We start from the raw sequence: 18,080 nt of genomic DNA on the forward strand, positions 1-18,080 counted from the left end.
CCAGTTTTGCAAGTACGCTCATGTGCCCGTATGGAAGCCAGTCAAATTACATGCTGCGCGGAGAATTTCGGCAGGATGACTGACGTTTGCCGCTCAATCTTGGTTGATAATCAAATATCGCATTTCTCTTCAACTCAACATCAGGCCCGAATCATGATCAAGAACAAACTGTTTGTTTTGCCTGCCCTGGCCCTGGCCATTTCGCTGCCAATGACCGGCGCGTGCGCAGCGGACGGCTCGGTGAACAATGCGACCTTCACTTCAGGCATCAGCGACGGCGCGCCTATCGATTATCGGCAGGGATTTTTGAGCAATACGCCAGTCGTGTATTTTTACAGCGAGTTGCTCGACCTCAAGGGGCAGACAGTTCGCCACCGGTGGAGCCTGGAAGGCAAGGTGATGCAGGAGGTGCCGATCGAAGTCACGCGCCCGCGCCAGGCCGCCTGGAGCAAATCGGAGATGCAACCTGACTGGACCGGAGACTGGACAGTCGAGGTGGTCGACAAGGATGGCAAGGTGCTCAACCGCTCGAACTTCGCCTACAACCCGAACTGACCGGCTTGTGGCCCGGCTATTGCAGCTTGGGACGCGCAGGCAGGTTATTCCTTTTTCATCGAAACCGGCTGCGGCGGCACCTTGTTGAAAGCCCCACCCAGCACCAGTAGCAACTGAATCCGGTTAGTTTGCTGGGCACCGCGCAGTTTGATGCCAAGCGCCTCATAGCCAAGTTGTCCGGTCTGGATATTTGACACCCAAAGCAAGTCGCGGCGCCCCGCGACGTACTGGATCGTCGCAATCTGCAATGCCTCCGTCTGATTGCGCAGCGCCTCGTCGATCAAGGGAATACGTTTGGCCAGGAGTTCCTCATTCGCCAGGCCATTCTCGACTTCGGCAAAGGCAGCCAGGGCTACCGCGCCGTACTTGGCGACGGCCTTGGCCTGCTGCGCGGTCGCAATCGCGACCTTGGCATTCAGCGCGCCACCCTCATAGATTGGTATCGAGACACCGATGGCGGCTGATGCAAGCCAGGGGTTCAGGCGCAGCAGCGAGAGAATCCCGCTGTCAATGCGCCCACCCGTCAATGAGAAGGAGAACGCTGGCAGCAGCGCCAGTTCCGCCGATTCCTGGAGACGGAAACTGGCCAGCACCATCCGTTCCGCGGCGATGATGTCGGGCCGTCGCTCGAGCAGCGCACCGGCGATGCCGGCCCCGGGGGCCGGTGGAAGCGCACCAAACCCGGGCGAGGCTTCGATCTCGGCAGCAGGATAACGTCCGAGCAGCAGTTCGAGGGCACGCTGCGTCTCGCCATATATCTGACGCGCACTTTCAAGTTCAGAACCTGCTTCGGCAAGCTTGGCTTGTGTTTCGACCACGTCAAGATTGCTTTCTTTGCCGGCTGATCGCCTTGTCTTGACCAAACTGAGTTGGCGGTCATAGACGGCTACGGCTTGTTCTTCCACAGCAAGCAATTGGCGCGCCGTGGAGGCCAGGTACCAGAGCTTGGCCGTTGTGGCAGCGAGCGATTGTCGTGCATAAGCATAATCCAATGCCACCGCTTCAGCTTCGGATTCAGCAGCCGAACGCTGAGCCCGGACGCGTCCCCAGACGTCGAGTTCCCAGCCGATACTGGCGGATACCGATGAACTATCGAAGGCGCTGTCCTGATCGGCATCGCGGGTCTTGCGTCCGCCGAGCGCTGCGCCTACGTGTGGCTGGAGGCTGGCCCCGGCGATGATTACGACCTGCCGGGCGATGGCAACCTTCTCGGCCGCTTGGCGAAGATCAAGGTTGTTGGCAATCGCTTCCGCCACGAGTGCATCAAGTACCGGGTCATTGAATGAGTTTAGCCAGTCGTCCGCCACCTGCGCAGCTTGCCGGTCAGCGCTCCAGTTGCTCGGGATAAGCGTCATCTTCGGCAACGCGTCGTCCACAATCGTCTGATGGGTCGGCAGGGGAGTCAGTGCACATCCAGCCAGGAGCGACGTGGCGAATGTGGCGGCGATGATTCGAGAGGACATCAGCCGGAGAACGGGTAGATCCAGTTGAACCATGTGTAGGCTCGTATGCCGATCTTGCGCAGCACCACGAAGCCGCTGTCCGGATTGGTATAAATGGTGGCACGCCCCTGGGTGCCGATCGGGAACCGGCTCTGATCCTCATCGTCGAGCCGGATGGCGACGGCAAACTGTCCTTGGGGCACTTCGCTGGGAACGTAGCTGAAATTGGGCAGCACACCGCTCGGCAGGAGTTGCCCGGCACCGCTGCCTTGCCAGATGGCCTCGACCTTGCCGGCCCAGATCTGGCCAGGGTAAAGGTCAAGGGCGACCTCCGCCGATTGCCCGGGCTGGACGAACTTCAGGTTCTCCTGAAAAAAGTTGGCAAGAATGTAACGGTCCGCATCGGCAATGAATGAAGCGATGGCACCGAATCGGACATCGCCGGCCACCATGCCCGGACGAACCTGCAGGTTCATGATGTATCCGTCTTCCGGGGCTACCATCAAGGTGTTGTCCAGGTAGTAGCGCGCCTGATCGACTTCGGCCTGGATTGCCGCAACCGTCGTATTGACGCCGTTGATTTCTGCACTGTACTGCAACTTGGCACGCTGTTCCTTGGCTAGCGCTTCGAGAATTCCGGCCTCGTTTGCAGCCACCTGCGCCTTCCATTTCTGGGCATCCTCCTCGGGTCCGGCGCCTTTCTTGGCGAGGTTGGTCGAAAGCTGGAGCTGATATTTCGAGAACTTGAGTTCGCTCCTGAGTTTGACGACCTGCTGCGTGGCAGAAGCCAGATCGGCCTTGAGGACAAGGACATTCTGCTTGGCGCCCGCCAGTTGGGCCTCAAGTTGGGCGAGTTTATATTCGTAGGGGCGACGATCGAACTGTATGAGCGGCGTCCCCATGGCGACATGAACATTCGGCTTGACCAGAACGTCGGTTACCAGCGTGGGCTCTGACAGGCGCAGCGTCAGTTGTATCGTGTGCTGGATCATCTTGCCTTGCGTGGCATAGGGTGTCGAAAAGCGCAGGCCGATCATGAAAATGATCAGCAGGTGCAGTCCGACGAGTGCGGAGACGACCCCCCAGGCGATGCTGAATTTCAACTACTTGAACTTGAAGAATGTCAGCCAGCACAGAACCACATAGCCGAAAAGGAGAACAAATCCTGCGAGCATTGTGCGGGGCCCTCAGGAACTCGTGGCGGCGGTCGGCGCTGCCTTGCCCGGGTCGCCTCCCAGGCGGGGGTTTTTGGCATCAGCGCCACCTTCCAAGCGGTCAATTTCCTGATAGATGGCCCGTGCTTCCTCGCGCGGGAAACGCCGGATGTCGACAATATCGGCTGGTTTGAAGGCCCAGATGAACGCTTGAACCCATGGGTAAATCGTCGGCAGGAGTCCTGCCCAACCCAGCAGATTCACTGCTTCGGCGTCAGGATGCTTACGGGCAATGGCAATTCTGCCAGGCAAGCCAGCGAGCCAGACCCAGCAGGCGACAACGGCAATGCCGGCCAGGAACAGCGTGGCGAACGTCAGGTACGGGTCTTGATGACCTCCTTGCTTGATACCGCGCGGTATCCGGCCACAAGCTTCTCAGCCCTTTATCACAGCCGTTGGCGTATCGAGGAGGCGTTCAAGCGCATCAAACACCGGCTCAATCTGGAGCACACGTCCGGCCTGACTTGGCTGGCCGCCTGCCAGGATGTTGGGGCCAAGATGGTGTGTGACAATCTCAATGCCCTGGCCACCTACCTGGCTGCGGAAGAGCGGCTGCCCAGCGATTCGCCATGGCGAGTGAATCGGACGATGGCCTTCAATACCGTACGTCGTATCTTGCCCCGAGTCTTGGCGGGTGTGCAGCAAATCACCACCCGAGTTACCAAGGAAATCTTCTCGGAAATCGTCAAAAACCTTCAGAAATTTATCCCTGATCGTGCTCGACCTCGGCCAAACCAGCGAAAGCCTCACCTGTCCTTTGCTTACAAACCCGCCGTATGACTATGGACTAAGTTGAGAGGATTGCCATTCCAGCTACGACGGGGAAGAGACGGCAAAAAAGCTCAAGTACCGGATGAAGGTGCCGCCTACGACATGTGCCCAATTTCAAAAATCGAATCCCGCTGGCTGTAACGGATGTGCCAAGCAATGCAACAGTCCCATCACGTTCGGGTGGGAAAACCAGCCCCAGGAAACGTTCGAGGTCGTTCAACCTGCGGAGGTTGCTGCAGCTCAGGGTTTAACGTGAGGCAGAAGCCGAACACCAAGGAACTGTTGGCGCAAAAGTTACAGAGCCTGGGCCCGATTGAACACTGGTGGTTCGCCTGTCTGAAGGAAGGCTGTTTGGTGCAGGCCTCCTCATTTTCTACCGAGACTTGGCCTAATTTCGTGGCGACGAATATACGCGATTCACCGACTACCTCGTGGTCACCAAGACAGCGATCTCGGAGCAGATGAAGTTCCTGGCTGCCAAGGTTGATAGGGACTACACGTATGTCGAGCACATCCAGAAATCGAAATTGGGTTTCAAGTCGGATGCGACGATCATTGTGAAGTATGCGGTCGAGTACTCGGTCGGAGTCAAGTCCAAAATCTGCTGTAAATACTCTTCGATCCGATGAATGACGAATGGTTTTCAGCTAGCGAGGGCAACAACGTTGTTGCCCTCGCTAGCTGCGGCGCGGGAAGCCGCCCACTCCTTGAATTCATCCATGTCGAGGTACTTCCGTTCCTGCCAAGCCTCGTTCTGTTCGGCCAGCAGAGCGCCGATCAGGCGCAAGGCTGACTCGTCGTTGGGGAAGATGCGGATCACGCGCTCCCGCCGGCGAATTTCCTCGTTGAGCCGCTCCTGCATGTTCGTTGTGCGTAGCCGCTTGCGATACTTCTCGGGCAAGACCATTACCGCCATGGCATCCTCGAATCCTGCTTCGAGGCAGGCCACCGCTTTGGGGGCGCTCTTGGCGAAGCGCTCGGTGAATTCCGCCAGGCGGCGCTTGGCCTCGACCAAATCGGGCGCCTGCAGCACGAGCTTGACGGCAGCTGCCACCTCGGCGCGGTGGCGGGTGTCCGTCGAAAAGCTGCCGTCCCGCGTCTGCGGCACCAGCAGCGTCACCGGCCCAACCCGCGTGTAAAGGGTGCGTGGCCGGTAGCCGTTGCGATAGCCGGCCCGTTCGTCCGTGCGCTCGTGCCGCGTCGCCCCCACCCTGCACAAGCCGGAAATCGTGGCCACCCCGGCCGTGAAGATTATTTCCCATGAAATCCCGAGTACTGGGCTCCTGATCGATGAAAAGAGGGCGGCCATTGCTTTGGAAGAGCAGCTTCATGCCGTTGCCTTGAATCAGGCCAAAGAGATAGCGAGCGAAGAAGCAGTGATTGCCCTGTGCGAGAAGAAAATGCGGGCTTTTATTAGTGACTTCCTGGCCAAACAGCCAAATATGCGCACGGTTCCAACGATTACGTTCGCCTACAAGTAAGCCGGGACTGGCGCTAGCGATCATTCCGTTGGCGCTGGTGGTCAAGTGCGCGATCATGGTCGCCAATGCGAGTCGATGACTGATTCCATGTCCACACCAATTAAGCAATAATAAGTGCATCTCAATGAGATCTGAGGTGTGGCATGGGAAGGCCGTTCAAGGGAGAGGGGTCGGTAGCGGAGGCGCTGAAGATTGTCAAAGAAGCCAAGAGTGTGGAACAACTGCGCCAGGCCCAAGCGGTTGTTCTGCCGTTGTGCTACGGTTTGAATCTTGAGCAGACCGCCGCGGTGATCGGCGTTTCGCTCAGTTGGGCCTCACGATTACGCAACGCGTTTCTGGCTGGACATCGGGTAGGCGGTGAATCGGAACCTGCACGAGGCGGACGCCACCGGGAGAATTTCACCCGAGCGCAAGAAGCCGAACTGTTGAAACCCTTTTTCGACCAAGCGGCCAAGGGCGGTATATTGGTCGTCAGTCAGATCAAGCCGGCCCTGGAGAAAGCGCTGGGACGCCCGATGGCGCTGTCCTCCGCCTACAACGTGCTGCATCGCAACGGTTGGCGCAAGCTGGCGCCAGACAAGCGACATCCGCAAAGTGATCCGACCGCGCAGGAGGCGTGGAAAAAAAACTCCCCGACACCCTTGCCGAACTCCGGAGAGATTTCGCTCAAGGAACCCCGATCCATCTGATGTTTCAGGACGAAGCGCGCTTCGGGCGCATCAACGATGTGCGTCGTGCCTGGGCGCCCCAACCCATTCGACCGTTGTGCCGGGCCATGCTCACCCACCAATACACCTACGCCTACGCGGCCGTCGATGTGGATACGGGCGAGCTTGACTCGCTGATCTTGCCGCACGTCAATACGCCGTGCATGCAGCTATTCCTCGACGAAGTGGCGGCACGCCATCCGATGGATCGGATCGTCATGGTCCTTGACGGTGCGGGCTGGCATGCCAGCCAAGCACTCAGAACACCCGAAAACATACACCTGCTACCGTTGCCTCCCTATGCCCCTGAACTCAACCCGGTCGAGCATCTCTGGGATGAACTGCGCGAGAAGTTCTTCCACAACCTGGCCTTCGATAGCATCGATGCACTTGAAGATCAACTCGAATCGAGCCTCAAAACCCTTGAATCAGAGCACCAGCGTGTCCGCTCAATCGTACACTGGCCGTGGATAGTTAATGCATTAACGAATTAGAAACGGAATTAGCGCAACTGAGTAGAAAGTTTCGGGCTAGACTCTCGACTCATGGACACACTCACCATCAAGATCAGCGGTATGGAGGGCGAGGATTGCGTGCGTACCGTCGCCAACGCGATTCAGGACTTGCCTCACATTGGTCATATCGAGGTTTCGTTGGAGAAAGCCGAAGCCATCGTCGAATATGGGCGGCTGATCGATCCAGGTGACATCGTGCAAGCGATCGAGGATGCGGGTTACCCGGCGTCCTTCTGAATTCTGGAGATTGCACAATTCGCGCATTGATCTTCCACTTTGAACCGTATGCATACCAAGCAGCGGCCAACTTCATGACGAAAATGTTTGACTTGGCAATGGCGTTCTGCTGAGAAGCACTAGAGCAGCTCATGGGCTATAGCGGGTATCGGCCACATCCGGCCTTAGCAGCCCCGAAAAATCGAGCTGCCCGAACGGCAGATAATTTATCAGATACTGGTCGCTCGGCCCTTTAGTCTGTCGGCCCGCTCCTCGGACCAATGTTCTTTGCCGCTTTCTGCTCGGAAGGAGCTACGTTGCCGACGCGAGCAAACAGCCTGATCCAAACTATGTTCGGGAAATGATTGGTGCCCTCAGCTGTCGGTTAGCCCTTTGACGACCTTGATCATCTCGGTTCGGACTTCCTGAAGCATTTCATTGCTGATCGCACTGTAGTTATGCCGGTAAATCAGTTGAGACATCAGGTGATTGAACACTGCACGATCGATTCGCGACCACGCGCTCACTTGATCCTCGGTAAATACCCGGCTCGCACGCCTGACAAACTGCTCGTGGATCTCATGGGCATGCCCACCTTGCATTTCGGCAGGCGTGGGCGATCTCCGCCACTCTTCAAGGGCAGCCGATGCAGGATTTGGCGCTTCCCGCTCGGTACGAGTTTCGGCGGTTCTCATCACAGCTGGTTCAGCATAGGCAACATCACCAAACTGACCGCCGATGCTGCCGGCAATCAACAACGATTTGACCATGGTTCGATAAGCGCGTCTCCGGCCAGACCAATAACCGGTGCGGTTATGACCGAGACCGAAATGCAAGCGCGAAACCTGAAGAAAATTTGTGATGGTAGGTTGTTGCCAGCTGCTGAGGGTTGCCATAAAGATTTCCTCCGGACATGTCTCCAACGACATAATCGCGAAGGCTGCGGTTTATTGCAGTAGGCGTTATGGAACGGTTTGTATCGTTTCATAACAGAAAGTGCACGACAGTGTTCGCGAGGCCAGGTTTGAGATGAGAAAGCTGACATAGCGCTTGCAAACATCATCAGGCAGTTAAGGGTCGAACCGCCGGTCGCATTGTTAGAAAACTTACTATTGGCTGAATAAGAGTCCGGTGCCATGCCCCTTCCTCCACCGTCCACCCCAAGAGTCCGACGCTCCAGCCCACCCGCGTTCGGCGAAAGTTCGGCAGAAAACGGCGCGCGTCAAGATAGTTGTCGCCTCGGTCATGCAGCCAATGGCGGAATAAGCTTGTCTTCCAGATGCGCGTTGGCGATTCAATCGCGTTCTGGATTGAGGGTCACTACACCGACCGGCGTCCAATTTCGTGTCTGACCAGTCCAGCGCGCCGGGTTCAGATCACGCGCTGAGGTATAGACGGCATGTCGGGCCGCGAGAATGGCGAGATCCTCGCCGGCATGGCGCTGGGCTGGGCTGACATAACGAATGCCACTGTGCCGATGCTCGACGTTGTACCAGTGCACGAAGCTGACTGCCCAGGTCCTGGCGTCGTTGAGCTCGGCAAAGCCGTTAGCAGGAAACTCAGGGCGGTATTTGGCCGTCCGAAACAGCGATTCCGCGTAAGCATTGTCATCACTGACTCGGGGTCGAGAATACGAGGGCCTGACTCCCAGCCAGTTGAGCATCGCCAGCACCGTCGTGGCCTTGAGCGTCGAGCTGTTGTCGCCGTGCAGAACAGGCTTGGTCGCGAGTGCGGCAATCCCCTCGGCGAGCGCCGTACGGCGCACCAGATGCGCGGCATGGTCGGCGTGATCGCTGCCGTGCACCTCCCAGCCGACAATCTTGCGGCTATACAGGTCGAGGATGAGATAAAGGTGAAACCAGTGCCCCTTAACCTTGCCTGGCAGATAAGTCATGTCCCAGCACCACACCTGGCGCGGCGCGGTGGCAATGTGCGTGGTCGGCACTCGCTGTTGCCTGGGCGCCTTGGCCCGTCCTCGGAGGGTGGTTTGACCGTGCTCACGCAGCACTCGGCTGAAGGTGGATTCGCTGGCCAGGTAAATCCCTTCATCAGCCAGCATCGGCACCATGCGCGCTGGCGGCACGGCCGCAAAGCGTGGCTCGTTGGCCACGGCAAGCACCTGCGTGCGTTCGGCCTCACTGAGCGCGTGCCTGGGCGTCGGGCGCATGGACAAGGGCCGGCGATCTGCGCAGATGCCGCCCTCAATGGCTTTCCAGCGTTGCAAGGTGCGTAACTCGATGCCGGCTACCTCGCAGGCAAGCCTGAGCCGAGCACCGGCGACATGGGCGGTATGGATGTCTTGGGCCAAGGCTTGGCGATCTTCAAGGCCGATCATTCGGCATCGCCCTTGTTGAAGATCGCCGCGACTTTTTTTGAGAGAACCAGCAGGGCAGCGGTTTCAGCGAGTGCCCGGTCCTTGCGTAGCAATTCGCGTTCGAGTTCCTTGATGCGTTTGCGGTCTTGTCGGGTTGCTTGCGGGCTGGCTCTGACTTCTTCCGGTTCGGCCAACGCTGTCGTGGCGCTGGCCCACCATTTGATCAGCTCGTCCGGATAAACGCCGTGCTCTCGACACCACGCGCTTTTGCTGGTTTCGTCCAGCGCCGCAGTGACGATCACCGCCTCCAGGCGCGCCGCCGCAGTCCATGCCCGCCCTCGGGCGGGCATGGACTGCGCGTCATCTCGCCAACGCTCAAGGGTTCCCGAACCAATGCCTACTTCACGGGCCACCACATCTATTGCTGCATTTTCCGGCGCCAACAATCGTGCTACCGCTCTACCTTTGAACTTCTCTGAATACCTTGCCATTTCCATCCTTTGTCGCCGCCCCAGGGGGAGATTCTATCGAGGCGACAACTATTCTGACGTAGGGGGAAAACCACCCTACTCTGTTGATCCGATTCGGGTTCCTGACCTAGAACCAAGATAGCGCCCCAGCCAGGTTCGGCATAGGTTCGGCGACCAACGACGACTCGAAAATCCATCGAAAAACCCGTTACAATTCTTCGCGCTAAGTGCCATCAAGAAATGGGATCGTCCTACTGTTAATCCGTAGGTCCCAGGTTCGAGCCCTGGTCGGGGAGCCAAAAGCTTCTGTTGTGAATCTTGCACTTAGCCAATCCCCCGGGGTTGGCTTTTTGCATTCCGGGGATCGCCATACTTTTAGTCCGGCGCTCTCCATTCCGATATCGACCTTCATCTAGAAAACACCATGTTCCCCGAATACCGTGACCTGATTACCCATCTCAAGACCACCGACAGTCATTTCCTCAATCTCTTCGAAAAGCACAACGAACTCGACCGGCGAATCAAGAACATGGAAACGGGCGTCAAGCTCATCCCATTACACACAACTTCAACACCTCTGCGTAACATGCTGACTTTACAAGAAATGCTGGGTGGATGTGATGGGTTGGGCAGCGGAAGAATTCAAGGCGATCGACCTGGGCGACCGGCGTCTGGACAAGCGCACGGTGCTGCTGGCGGAGCGCATGGCAGCCAATCCGATGGCCAGTATCCCGCAAGCCTGCGGCGGCTGGGCGGAAACCCAGGCGGCGTATCGTTTTTTGCGCAGGACGACATCGAATGGGAAGCCATCCTGGCCTCGCACTGGGGAAGCGCCGAAACGCGCATGCGGGTGCATCCGGTGGTGCTGTGCATCCAAGACACCACGGAACTCGACTTCAATGGTCAGCGCATTGCCGGTCTGGGGCCGCTCTCGTATGAAGCCCAACGCGGGATGTACGTGCATTCCACCTACGCGGTCAGTCCGCAGCGTGAACCCTTGGGTGTTCTGGACGCCTGGATGTGGGCACGCGAACCCAAGGACGCGAGCGGCCAACGAGGTGGCCTGCTGGAAAGCACCCGCTGGACGGAGGGCTACACCCGCATCGCGGAGTTGGCGAGCAGCATGCCGGACACCCGGCTGGTGTATGTGGCGGATCGGGAGGCGGACATCGTGGCCCTGATGGTGCAAGCCCGCGAGCTGGGGCATCCCGCCGACTGGCTGATTCGTTCCCAGCACAATCGGGCGCTTCCCGAGGGCGGCAAGCTGTGGACTGAGGTCCTGGCCAGCGAAGCGCTCGGCGGCATCCGCTTCACGATGCCTTCGCGGCAAGGACAGAAGGCGCGGGACGTTCGGCAACGAGTCTGGGCAAAGCGGGTGACGGTCTCCGACGGCAAGGGGAGCCGGATCGAGGTGAGTTGTCTGGTGGCGCGAGAAGAAAGTGCCCCCGAGGGCGTGAAGCCGGTGGAATGGCGGCTGCTGACCAATCGGCCGATTAACTCTTTCGAAGCGGCGACCGAACTGATCGACTGGTACCGGGCGCGCTGGGAGATCGAACTGTTCTTCCATGTCCTCAAGAACGGCTGCCGCGTAGAGGCGTTGCAGTTGAGCACCGTGGCGCGGCTGGAACGGGCGCTGGCGCTGTTCATGGTGGTGGCTTGGCGGATTGCCCGACTCATGCGCCTGGGCCGTACCTGCCCAGACCTGGATGCGGCCTTGCTGTTCGAGCAGGACGAATGGCAAGCGGCTTACATCCTGAATCGGAAGAAGGTGCCCAAGACGCCGCCCAGGCTCAATGAAGTGGTGCGCTTGGTGGCGATGCTTGGCGGATTTCTGGCCCGCAAGGGCGATGGCGAGCCAGGGGTGAAGACCCTTTGGCTTGGCCTTCAACGCGTCGTCGATTTCGCCGCCGGGATCAGATTCGCGAGAGAGGCTCATGCGTTATGACGCGAGTTCAACTTCAAAGTGTAATTTTGAATAATTTGTGTGTAATGGAATGCGTCAAGCTGGCCACGCACCACGTCATCGAAGTGCTGAAGAAAGCAAAGCTGGCAACCAAGGATGAGATCTACCAGATCCTGCGCAAGACCGCAGGCTGAACACGTCGCAGGCCAGCCAGATGTCCAAAGTCATCCGCGAACGTTACGAAAACGGTGTATTGGTCGAGCGCACGATCGAGGGCTCAACGTTCCATGCCCGGAAGTGGCTGAAGCTTGCCGTTCATTCAGTCATCGCCATCAGCCTCGCGGTGCTGGCTGCAGTGGCCATTCATGACAGTATGGCCCTCGGTAGCGCCATAGATGAAGACGCCACACCGGCCAGTTGCGACCAGCCACGGTTCCGGTCGTAGGGCAAGCCGTCGTAGTCGACCATCACGATCCATATAGTGTCTGTTGCTTCCATAGCTCAATCACTTGTTCACCATCAAGTTGAGATGCACCACGGCAACCCTGAAGAGCATGGTAATAAGCTACCATTCCATGCCGCACCCCCTAAACTGCCCATTTTATAAATTTCCACGAAACGGCAATCTGGTCTTGCTATCTGGACTGACCAAGTTGCGGCCTAGAAAATGAAGACTCTGCGTGTCGTTTTGTTTCTGGCCTTAACTGGCTGCACCTCAGCATCTAAGATGCCTGTTCGGCCAGAAATGCAACGGAATGCAGAGGAACCGGCAGCCGAAGTCGTACTTGGTGCTGAGGTGTTGGAATCGCTACCGGAGGGTTCCTGGAGATACAAGATTACTGAGGCTGCAAAGTCCGAATGGCAATATTTTGGCCAGCAGTTAGTCGTAATCGATGGCTATGACGAGAGTATTCCTCATGTTGGGATTTGGGAGGATGAGGATGATAGCCACAGTGACCGGATTAACCAGTATTGGCGTGCAGTAGGCAAATCCCGGCTATCGGGGTACGACTGCAAGCAGCCTTGGTCTGCCGCCTTCATTAGTTGGATCATGCAGACGGTCGGTGTATCCAAGTCGCTATTCCCACCAAGTGGCGCCCACTGGGTCTATCTTCACCATTTTCTTGCCAACGCAAACAACCCAGACGCGGTCTTCATTCCCCACACCATTGAACAGTACAAACCCAAACCAGGGGATTTGATCTGTGCCGTGCGGAGCGACTACACGCCTACGGATGTGATCAGGGAACTCCCGGTCTCACTCATCAGTTCAAGGCTGCATTGCGATATCGTCGTGGAATCCAACGGCGAAACCTTGCAAGTCATCGGCGGTAATGTCCGCAATTCGGTTTCAAAAACCATTTTGACCTTGTCCCAAGATGGCTATGTGCAATCGACGAGTCGTAGGCCATGGTTCTTGATTATCGAAAACCGCTTGGACTATTAGTGAGCTTCCCTCTGTTTTTCGTCTTCCAATCCTGCGGCATTATGCCGCCAATTCTTTCCCATGCTGACTGCTGAGCCAGTTATTCAGGAACCGCTGTGGCAGATCATACGCTGATTTTGGTCATTGGCTTGTGGCTTTACTATTTGAGTCGTAGGCGCGTATTCAACCGGTGGACTGCCGTAACGCCGACTGGCTGCGAGGAACCTAAGCTCCGATCCTAACTACCGTGCTTATCCGGTTAACCCAGACACTCACTACCGGTAGTATGCTGAGTTCCCGCACCAACGTGAAGAAATCATGGTCATCGACGTGCTTGAACGAGGCGATCTGCCGTTTCCCCGCTCGCTTCCTGAGTTTCAGCGACTGTTCCCGGACGAAGCGGCGTGCGCGGTCTACCTTGAGCGTGCTCGATGGGGCAATGGATTTGTCTGCCCCATCTGCGAAACGGCTGGCGACCCCTATCGCTACTCCACTCGCCCCGGTGTTCTTTGTTGCCGGAAATGTCGACGCGAAACTCGGCTCACCGCTGGCACCGTCATGGAGCGCACCCACACACCGCTCTCGGTGTGGTTCTGGGCAGCCTACTTGGTCACCAGCCAAACGCCAGGCCTGTCGGCCGTCCAGTTCCAACGGCAACTCGGACTGCTGCGCTACGAGACTGCTTTCCAGATTCTTCACAAACTGTGGGTCGGCATGGTGCGGCCCGACCAAGATCGAATTGGTGGGAACCCCGGAGAATACCTCGAAGCCGACGAAGCCTACGTCGGTGGCCGTACTCGCGGCAAGGGCCGAGGCGTTCACGACAGGGTTCTCGTCGCCGGTGCCGTCGAGGTTAAACAACGCAAGCACGGCAGCAGCCTCAACAAGCGCAGGACTGGACGGTACGCCGGACGCGTTCGGCTCGCGGTGGTGCCAGATCGAAGTGCCAAATCGTTGGATGGCTTCATCGAGCGCGTCGTTACGCCAGGCGCCTCCATTGTTACCGATGACTGGAACGGCTACGCGACGCTCGGAAAGCGAGGGTATCTTCATACGGCCGTCGCAGAACGTGGCGACATGCAAGTCGCCGAAACCTTCCTGCCCATCATTCACCTGGTGTTCTCCAATCGCAAAACATGGCTACGTGGCATTCACCACGGCGTCAGGCCGCAACACTTGCAAGCCTATCTCAACGAATTCACGTTCCGCTTCAATCGCCGCTTCTACCCATTCAATGCTTTCCGCTCCCTGCTTGGCATTGCTGGCGACATCACTATGCCGAGCTTTATGCAAAAAAATCACGACCCACTGCATCTAGTAGGTGTCTGTGACAACTGGATAAGCACGCTAACTACTATGGCTGCCCCATGTTCAAACTGATAATTGCCCCGTTGATTGCCTATCTGACCCGGCTCCGCTTTCCGGCCCTGTTCGCCATTGCCGCCGTGCTGTTCATTCTGGATTTTCTGATCCCGGATGCTATTCCCTTTGTCGATGAAATCCTGTTGGGACTGAGTGCCGCTCTTCTCGGGAGCTGGAAGAAGCGGAAGGACAAGGATTCGCCAAACGATCCGTCTGGTTGATAGCTGTAGGCCAACCGCCCTCCTTGTGTTGCATACATCTCGACACACCCTGTTGCAAGCCGTTACTTGAGTTGCGAGGGTCCGGCCAGTATCTTGGGTTCATGCGCTGAACCCCCAACAGCGTTGGCGACCGACCTCCCTCCCCCCTCCAACTCGGGCCGCCTGAAAGCCTCGCACTTCCCCCGGTGCGGGGCTTTCGTCATTTTGGGCTGACTTCCTTGCCAAATGCTCCAGAGGTCAAATGAAAGTCGATCGGCTCGCCAACATCAAACCTGAACTGGCGCTAGCGACCCTCAGCCGCCTCATGATATTGGAAACCCATTTGGCTGCTTACTGAACACAAAGCCGCCTCTCAATGATTTCGGGCGGGTGACTCTTGATCGGCCATTCCGGCCAGTTGTATGTCTGGACCTCTCCGTCAGCAATGCGCCGGTTAACTGCCTCTCAGCAACATCGCAGACCTTCGTCAAATTCAGGCGAGAAATCGATCCGAGCGGTTGCTATCCAAAATTACGAATGAATCATCCCGACCGACCCTGAGGCGACTGTCGTACTCGGTAAGCTTGTCTTGAAAGGCATGGCTGGCATATCAAATAGGCCCTTGCTTGCATGGTTTCCAGGAGCTTTTAACAGAACGTGACTTATCTAACGCTGAATGGCGGTCTGTTTTGGTCTAATGGCCCAAGATTTACGTTGCGCACCTTTTGAGATTGAGGAAAATCATGAAAAAAGCAAAATTAAATATCATACCAGCAATCCTTTTGGCATCTCTTGCTCTTGTCTCGGTAAGCGCAACTGCCTCAGTTATCACCTATGAAGTCAGGTCAATTTCCAACAGTAGCTTCGATAACTACCAGTCCGGCTGGTCTAGCCAAAGCACTGCTATTTCATCCACTTCGCTGAGCGATTTCAACGGAAGCAACGGCGGCAACAATAGCTATGGCCATCTTAAGGTGGATTTCACGGTGTCGTCAGCAGTGGCTGGAAGTTCCGTAAAGTTCAACTTTGCTCCAGATGCCGGATATGGCGGCGCATTGTATCTTGATGGCATTTTGCTAAGCGCGAATGCAACAGATTTATGGTGGGATGGTAGTTGGAGCAATACGTCAGAATTGCTGATTGCCAATGTATCAAGTCTAAGCCAAGGCAATCATGTGCTGGATGCCTATTGGGCCGAGGGTTGCTGTAATGGTGGGCAAGGTGGCCAGTTCAGTGTGAATGACCAGGGCTGGAAAGCCCTTTCAGTAAAGAATTTGGATGCCCTCGCAGTGCCAGAACCGGGCACGATGGCCCTCGTTGGCATAGGCTTGGCCGGGTTGAGTCTGAAACGACGCAAGCAGGGTTGAGGCAAACTGCAGTAAAGTAATCCCTCGCAGTGAGTGTGCCGTTCATCGCCATGCGCGCCTTCTCGACCAGGTGCAGCTTGGGAACGAAGGGTGCGCCAAGCCACGCGGTGATGGCGACGATCGCGTCGTCGTTAAAGAAACGCTTGAGCTCGGTCATCGCGCAGGCGGTGCCGGCATCATCGTTCAGCGTTACCGCCTCGGGGTAGGCAAGCGCCGCCCGCTCTTCCTCGCTGAAAACCTCGGGATGCTCCAGCCAGCGGTCGATAAAGTCGATCTTCTCGTATGCTCCATTTGCGGCGAGGAAATTGTGAGCATTAAAGTCCACGCAGAATTCGCAATGGTTAATCTGCGAGATGCGCACACTCATCAACGTCCGCAGCAGGGGCCCGGGCGAGGCCAGCCGTTTGAAGCGTCCGATCAAAAAAAGGAACGCGAACATAATCGCAGGCTGCCGCCCCCACGCCCACATTGGGGACAGCACCTGCCCGTATTTGCGTTTCTGGTAAACAAAAACCCAGCGCACATACCAAGGATAGTCACGTTCGGAAAGTTCGTCGAGTCGGGTGGCCATTGGCGGAACGGAAAAAAGGAACAGAGTAGAAGTCTAGTAGTTCGTTTCATTAATATATTTACAAATGTGTTGTTAATTGCCATGATCCTCATACGATTCGACTTGGAGGTGATCATGGGACGGAAAAGTGGGCGAGCGGCGCTGGTGCTGACGGACAAACAGCGGTCCAGGCTGTCTGAACTTGCAGCCTCGCGAACGGCAGCGGTGCGCGAAGCGGAGCGTGCCGGCGTGCTGCTCAAATACGCGCAGGGCGTATCGATCAGCGAGATTCAGCGGCAGTTGGGCGTCAGCCGGCCGATGATCTACAAATGCATCGACAAGGCACTTGCGGCGGGCGTTCAAGCCGGATTGAAGGATGCCTACCACCGGCCTCACGCCCCGGAGATTACTGAGGAGGCCAAGGCTTGGGTGGTCAGCGTAGCGTGCACCAAACCAAGGGAGTTTGGACTGGCTGCGGAGTTGTGGAGCATCTCGGCGCTGGCCCGCCATGTGGCCGAACAGGCAGCGGCATCGGGCTTCCCTCGTCTTGCCGGTGCGGGCAAGAGCACGGTCTGGTGGATTCTTGATGCAAACCAACTCAAACCCCACAAGATCACCTACTACCTGGAGAAACGGGATCCCGACTTCGACCGGAAGATGCATGAGGTGCTGATGGTCCCGGGACGTTTCCCTCTACACCGAAGGCGCCGTTCATGATGGACGGCCGAACCCGATTTACACGGTCAGTGTCGATGAAAAGCCCGGCGTTCAAGCGATTGGCTTGACGGCGCCTGACCGGCCACCGGTTCCCGGCAAAGCGCCGACGGTGAGTCGGGATTACGAGTACGTCCGCCATGGAACCGTATCGATCCTGGCCGGCATCGACTTGCACGCCGGCCATGTGTTTGCCCAAGTCGAAGACCGGCACCGCAGCTACGAATTCATCGGTTTGCTCCGTTCAATCGATGCGTACTACCCGCCGGAGGCCATTATCCGTGTCGTCCTCGACAATCACTCGGCCCACATCTCGAAAGAGACGATGGCTTACTTGGCGACGCGACCCGGACGTTTCGAGTATGTTCATACACCCAAGCATGGTTCTTGGCTCAACTTGATCGAATGCGCTTTCTCGAAAATGGCCCGGACCTTCCTCCGCCATATCCGCGCCGCCTCGATTCATGAACTCAAAGCGCGCATCCTGAAAGGTATCGATGAAATGAACGCTACCCCAGTCGTATTTCGTTGGAAAAAATTCGATCTGGAGCTTACGTGATACGTAATTATATTGATGGAACGATGTACTAGGGGGTTGGCATACTCGCCGTAATCTAACATCTGAGAACAATATTGCGTTGCGACAGCACAACGGGCGGACAACATGGCGGCGAGCAAAGAGGTCCGCTACGAACAACGATTCCAGGGCCGTATTCCCGAAGTCATACAATTCGACTGACCGGAATCGCACTTCACAGCAGTCGTTCGGGTAGGTGTTGGGGAGCCTGCAGGAGCACAAGCGCAAAGCTCGAAGCCAGGCGAGTTGCCATTGCCCGTCGTGAGAGGACTTTTTAGGGGCTCCTGGAACAAACT

The 18,080-nt window shown here is 57.1% G+C and carries 14 protein-coding genes and 5 pseudogenes; 13 read left to right on the forward strand and 6 right to left on the reverse strand.

Translation table 11 applies throughout. The features are described from left to right. Positions 1-75 precede the first annotated feature (75 nt). On the forward strand, positions 76-555 hold the full coding sequence (locus tag IPP03_02340; protein MBL0351578.1) for a DUF2914 domain-containing protein: 480 nt from the start codon (positions 76-78) through the stop codon (positions 553-555). 44 nt (positions 556-599) lie between these two features. Here IPP03_02340 and IPP03_02345 read toward each other — a convergent pair whose 3' ends face one another. The 4 genes and pseudogenes from IPP03_02345 to IPP03_02360 form a co-directional block, all read right to left on the reverse strand. Beyond that, positions 600-2,018, reverse strand: a complete 1,419-nt coding sequence (locus IPP03_02345) for a TolC family protein (protein ID MBL0351579.1) — start codon at positions 2,016-2,018, stop codon at positions 600-602. Next, positions 2,018-3,172: pseudogene (locus IPP03_02350) on the reverse strand (HlyD family secretion protein). The gene IPP03_02345 and the pseudogene IPP03_02350 overlap by 1 nt, the downstream one beginning before the upstream one ends. A 12-nt stretch (positions 3,173-3,184) precedes the next feature. Continuing rightward, positions 3,185-3,559 carry a DUF3302 domain-containing protein gene (locus IPP03_02355; GenBank protein MBL0351580.1) on the reverse strand — a complete coding sequence of 125 codons (375 nt, stop codon included), beginning with the start codon at positions 3,557-3,559 and terminating at the stop codon, positions 3,185-3,187. A gap of 1,066 nt (positions 3,560-4,625) precedes the next feature. Then, positions 4,626-5,219: a transposase gene (locus IPP03_02360; protein ID MBL0351581.1), complete on the reverse strand. Its 594-nt coding sequence runs from the start codon at positions 5,217-5,219 to the stop codon at positions 4,626-4,628. Here IPP03_02360 and IPP03_02365 point away from each other — a divergent pair. From IPP03_02365 to IPP03_02380, 4 genes and pseudogenes are all read left to right on the forward strand, one after another. After that, positions 5,212-5,463: a hypothetical protein gene (locus IPP03_02365; GenBank protein MBL0351582.1), complete on the forward strand. Its 252-nt coding sequence runs from the start codon at positions 5,212-5,214 to the stop codon at positions 5,461-5,463. The two genes, IPP03_02360 and IPP03_02365, sit on opposite strands and share 8 nt — an antisense overlap. 143 nt (positions 5,464-5,606) lie before the next feature. Then, complete coding sequence (locus IPP03_02370; GenBank protein ID MBL0351583.1) at positions 5,607-6,152, forward strand: winged helix-turn-helix domain-containing protein; 546 nt, start codon at positions 5,607-5,609, stop codon at positions 6,150-6,152. After that, a pseudogene (locus tag IPP03_02375) lies at positions 6,080-6,421 on the forward strand (transposase). Before IPP03_02370 ends, IPP03_02375 begins: the two are co-directional and overlap by 73 nt. 294 nt (positions 6,422-6,715) lie before the next feature. After that, entirely contained in the window at positions 6,716-6,922 is a 207-nt protein-coding gene (locus IPP03_02380; GenBank protein ID MBL0351584.1) for a heavy-metal-associated domain-containing protein, read from the forward strand. Positions 6,923-7,275: 353 nt separating this feature from the next. Here the strand turns inward: IPP03_02380 and IPP03_02385 are convergent, their stop codons facing one another. After that, positions 7,276-7,797 (reverse strand): hypothetical protein, encoded by a 522-nt coding sequence (locus IPP03_02385; GenBank protein ID MBL0351585.1) that lies wholly within the window; start codon positions 7,795-7,797, stop codon positions 7,276-7,278. 398 nt (positions 7,798-8,195) lie between these two features. Beyond that, positions 8,196-9,706 (reverse strand): IS3 family transposase gene (locus tag IPP03_02390; GenBank protein MBL0351586.1). Its coding sequence is split into 2 segments (ribosomal slippage): positions 8,196-9,268 and positions 9,268-9,706, totalling 1,512 coding nucleotides; the frame shifts between segments, so codons are not numbered across the junction. 629 nt (positions 9,707-10,335) lie between these two features. Here IPP03_02390 and IPP03_02395 point away from each other — a divergent pair. The 8 genes and pseudogenes from IPP03_02395 (at position 10,336) to IPP03_02430 (ending at position 17,766) form a co-directional block, all read left to right on the forward strand. Next, positions 10,336-11,630 (forward strand): annotated as a pseudogene (locus tag IPP03_02395) (IS4 family transposase). Continuing rightward, a complete protein-coding gene (locus tag IPP03_02400; protein MBL0351587.1) occupies positions 11,627-11,782 on the forward strand; it encodes a DUF465 domain-containing protein in 156 nt (51 codons plus the stop codon). The pseudogene IPP03_02395 and the gene IPP03_02400 overlap by 4 nt, the downstream one beginning before the upstream one ends. Positions 11,783-11,802: 20 nt before the next feature. Next, positions 11,803-12,033 carry an antitoxin family protein gene (locus IPP03_02405; GenBank protein ID MBL0351588.1) on the forward strand — a complete coding sequence of 77 codons (231 nt, stop codon included), beginning with the start codon at positions 11,803-11,805 and terminating at the stop codon, positions 12,031-12,033. 222 nt (positions 12,034-12,255) lie between these two features. Continuing rightward, positions 12,256-13,035 (forward strand): DUF2272 domain-containing protein, encoded by a 780-nt coding sequence (locus tag IPP03_02410; protein ID MBL0351589.1) that lies wholly within the window; start codon positions 12,256-12,258, stop codon positions 13,033-13,035. 303 nt (positions 13,036-13,338) lie between these two features. Then, a pseudogene (locus IPP03_02415) lies at positions 13,339-14,280 on the forward strand (IS1595 family transposase). A 101-nt stretch (positions 14,281-14,381) separates the two neighbouring features. Continuing rightward, the gene (locus IPP03_02420) at positions 14,382-14,597 is read left to right on the forward strand and encodes a hypothetical protein (GenBank protein ID MBL0351590.1); all 216 of its coding nucleotides are present in this window, start codon (positions 14,382-14,384) and stop codon (positions 14,595-14,597) included. Positions 14,598-15,319: 722 nt separating this feature from the next. After that, positions 15,320-15,943 carry a CCXG family PEP-CTERM protein gene (locus IPP03_02425; GenBank protein ID MBL0351591.1) on the forward strand — a complete coding sequence of 208 codons (624 nt, stop codon included), beginning with the start codon at positions 15,320-15,322 and terminating at the stop codon, positions 15,941-15,943. Between the two features lie 685 nt (positions 15,944-16,628). Then, a pseudogene (locus IPP03_02430) lies at positions 16,629-17,766 on the forward strand (IS630 family transposase). Positions 17,767-18,080 lie beyond the last annotated feature (314 nt).

This window comes from Candidatus Dechloromonas phosphoritropha (genome assembly GCA_016722705.1).
Lineage (GTDB): Bacteria > Pseudomonadota > Gammaproteobacteria > Burkholderiales > Rhodocyclaceae > Azonexus > Azonexus phosphoritrophus.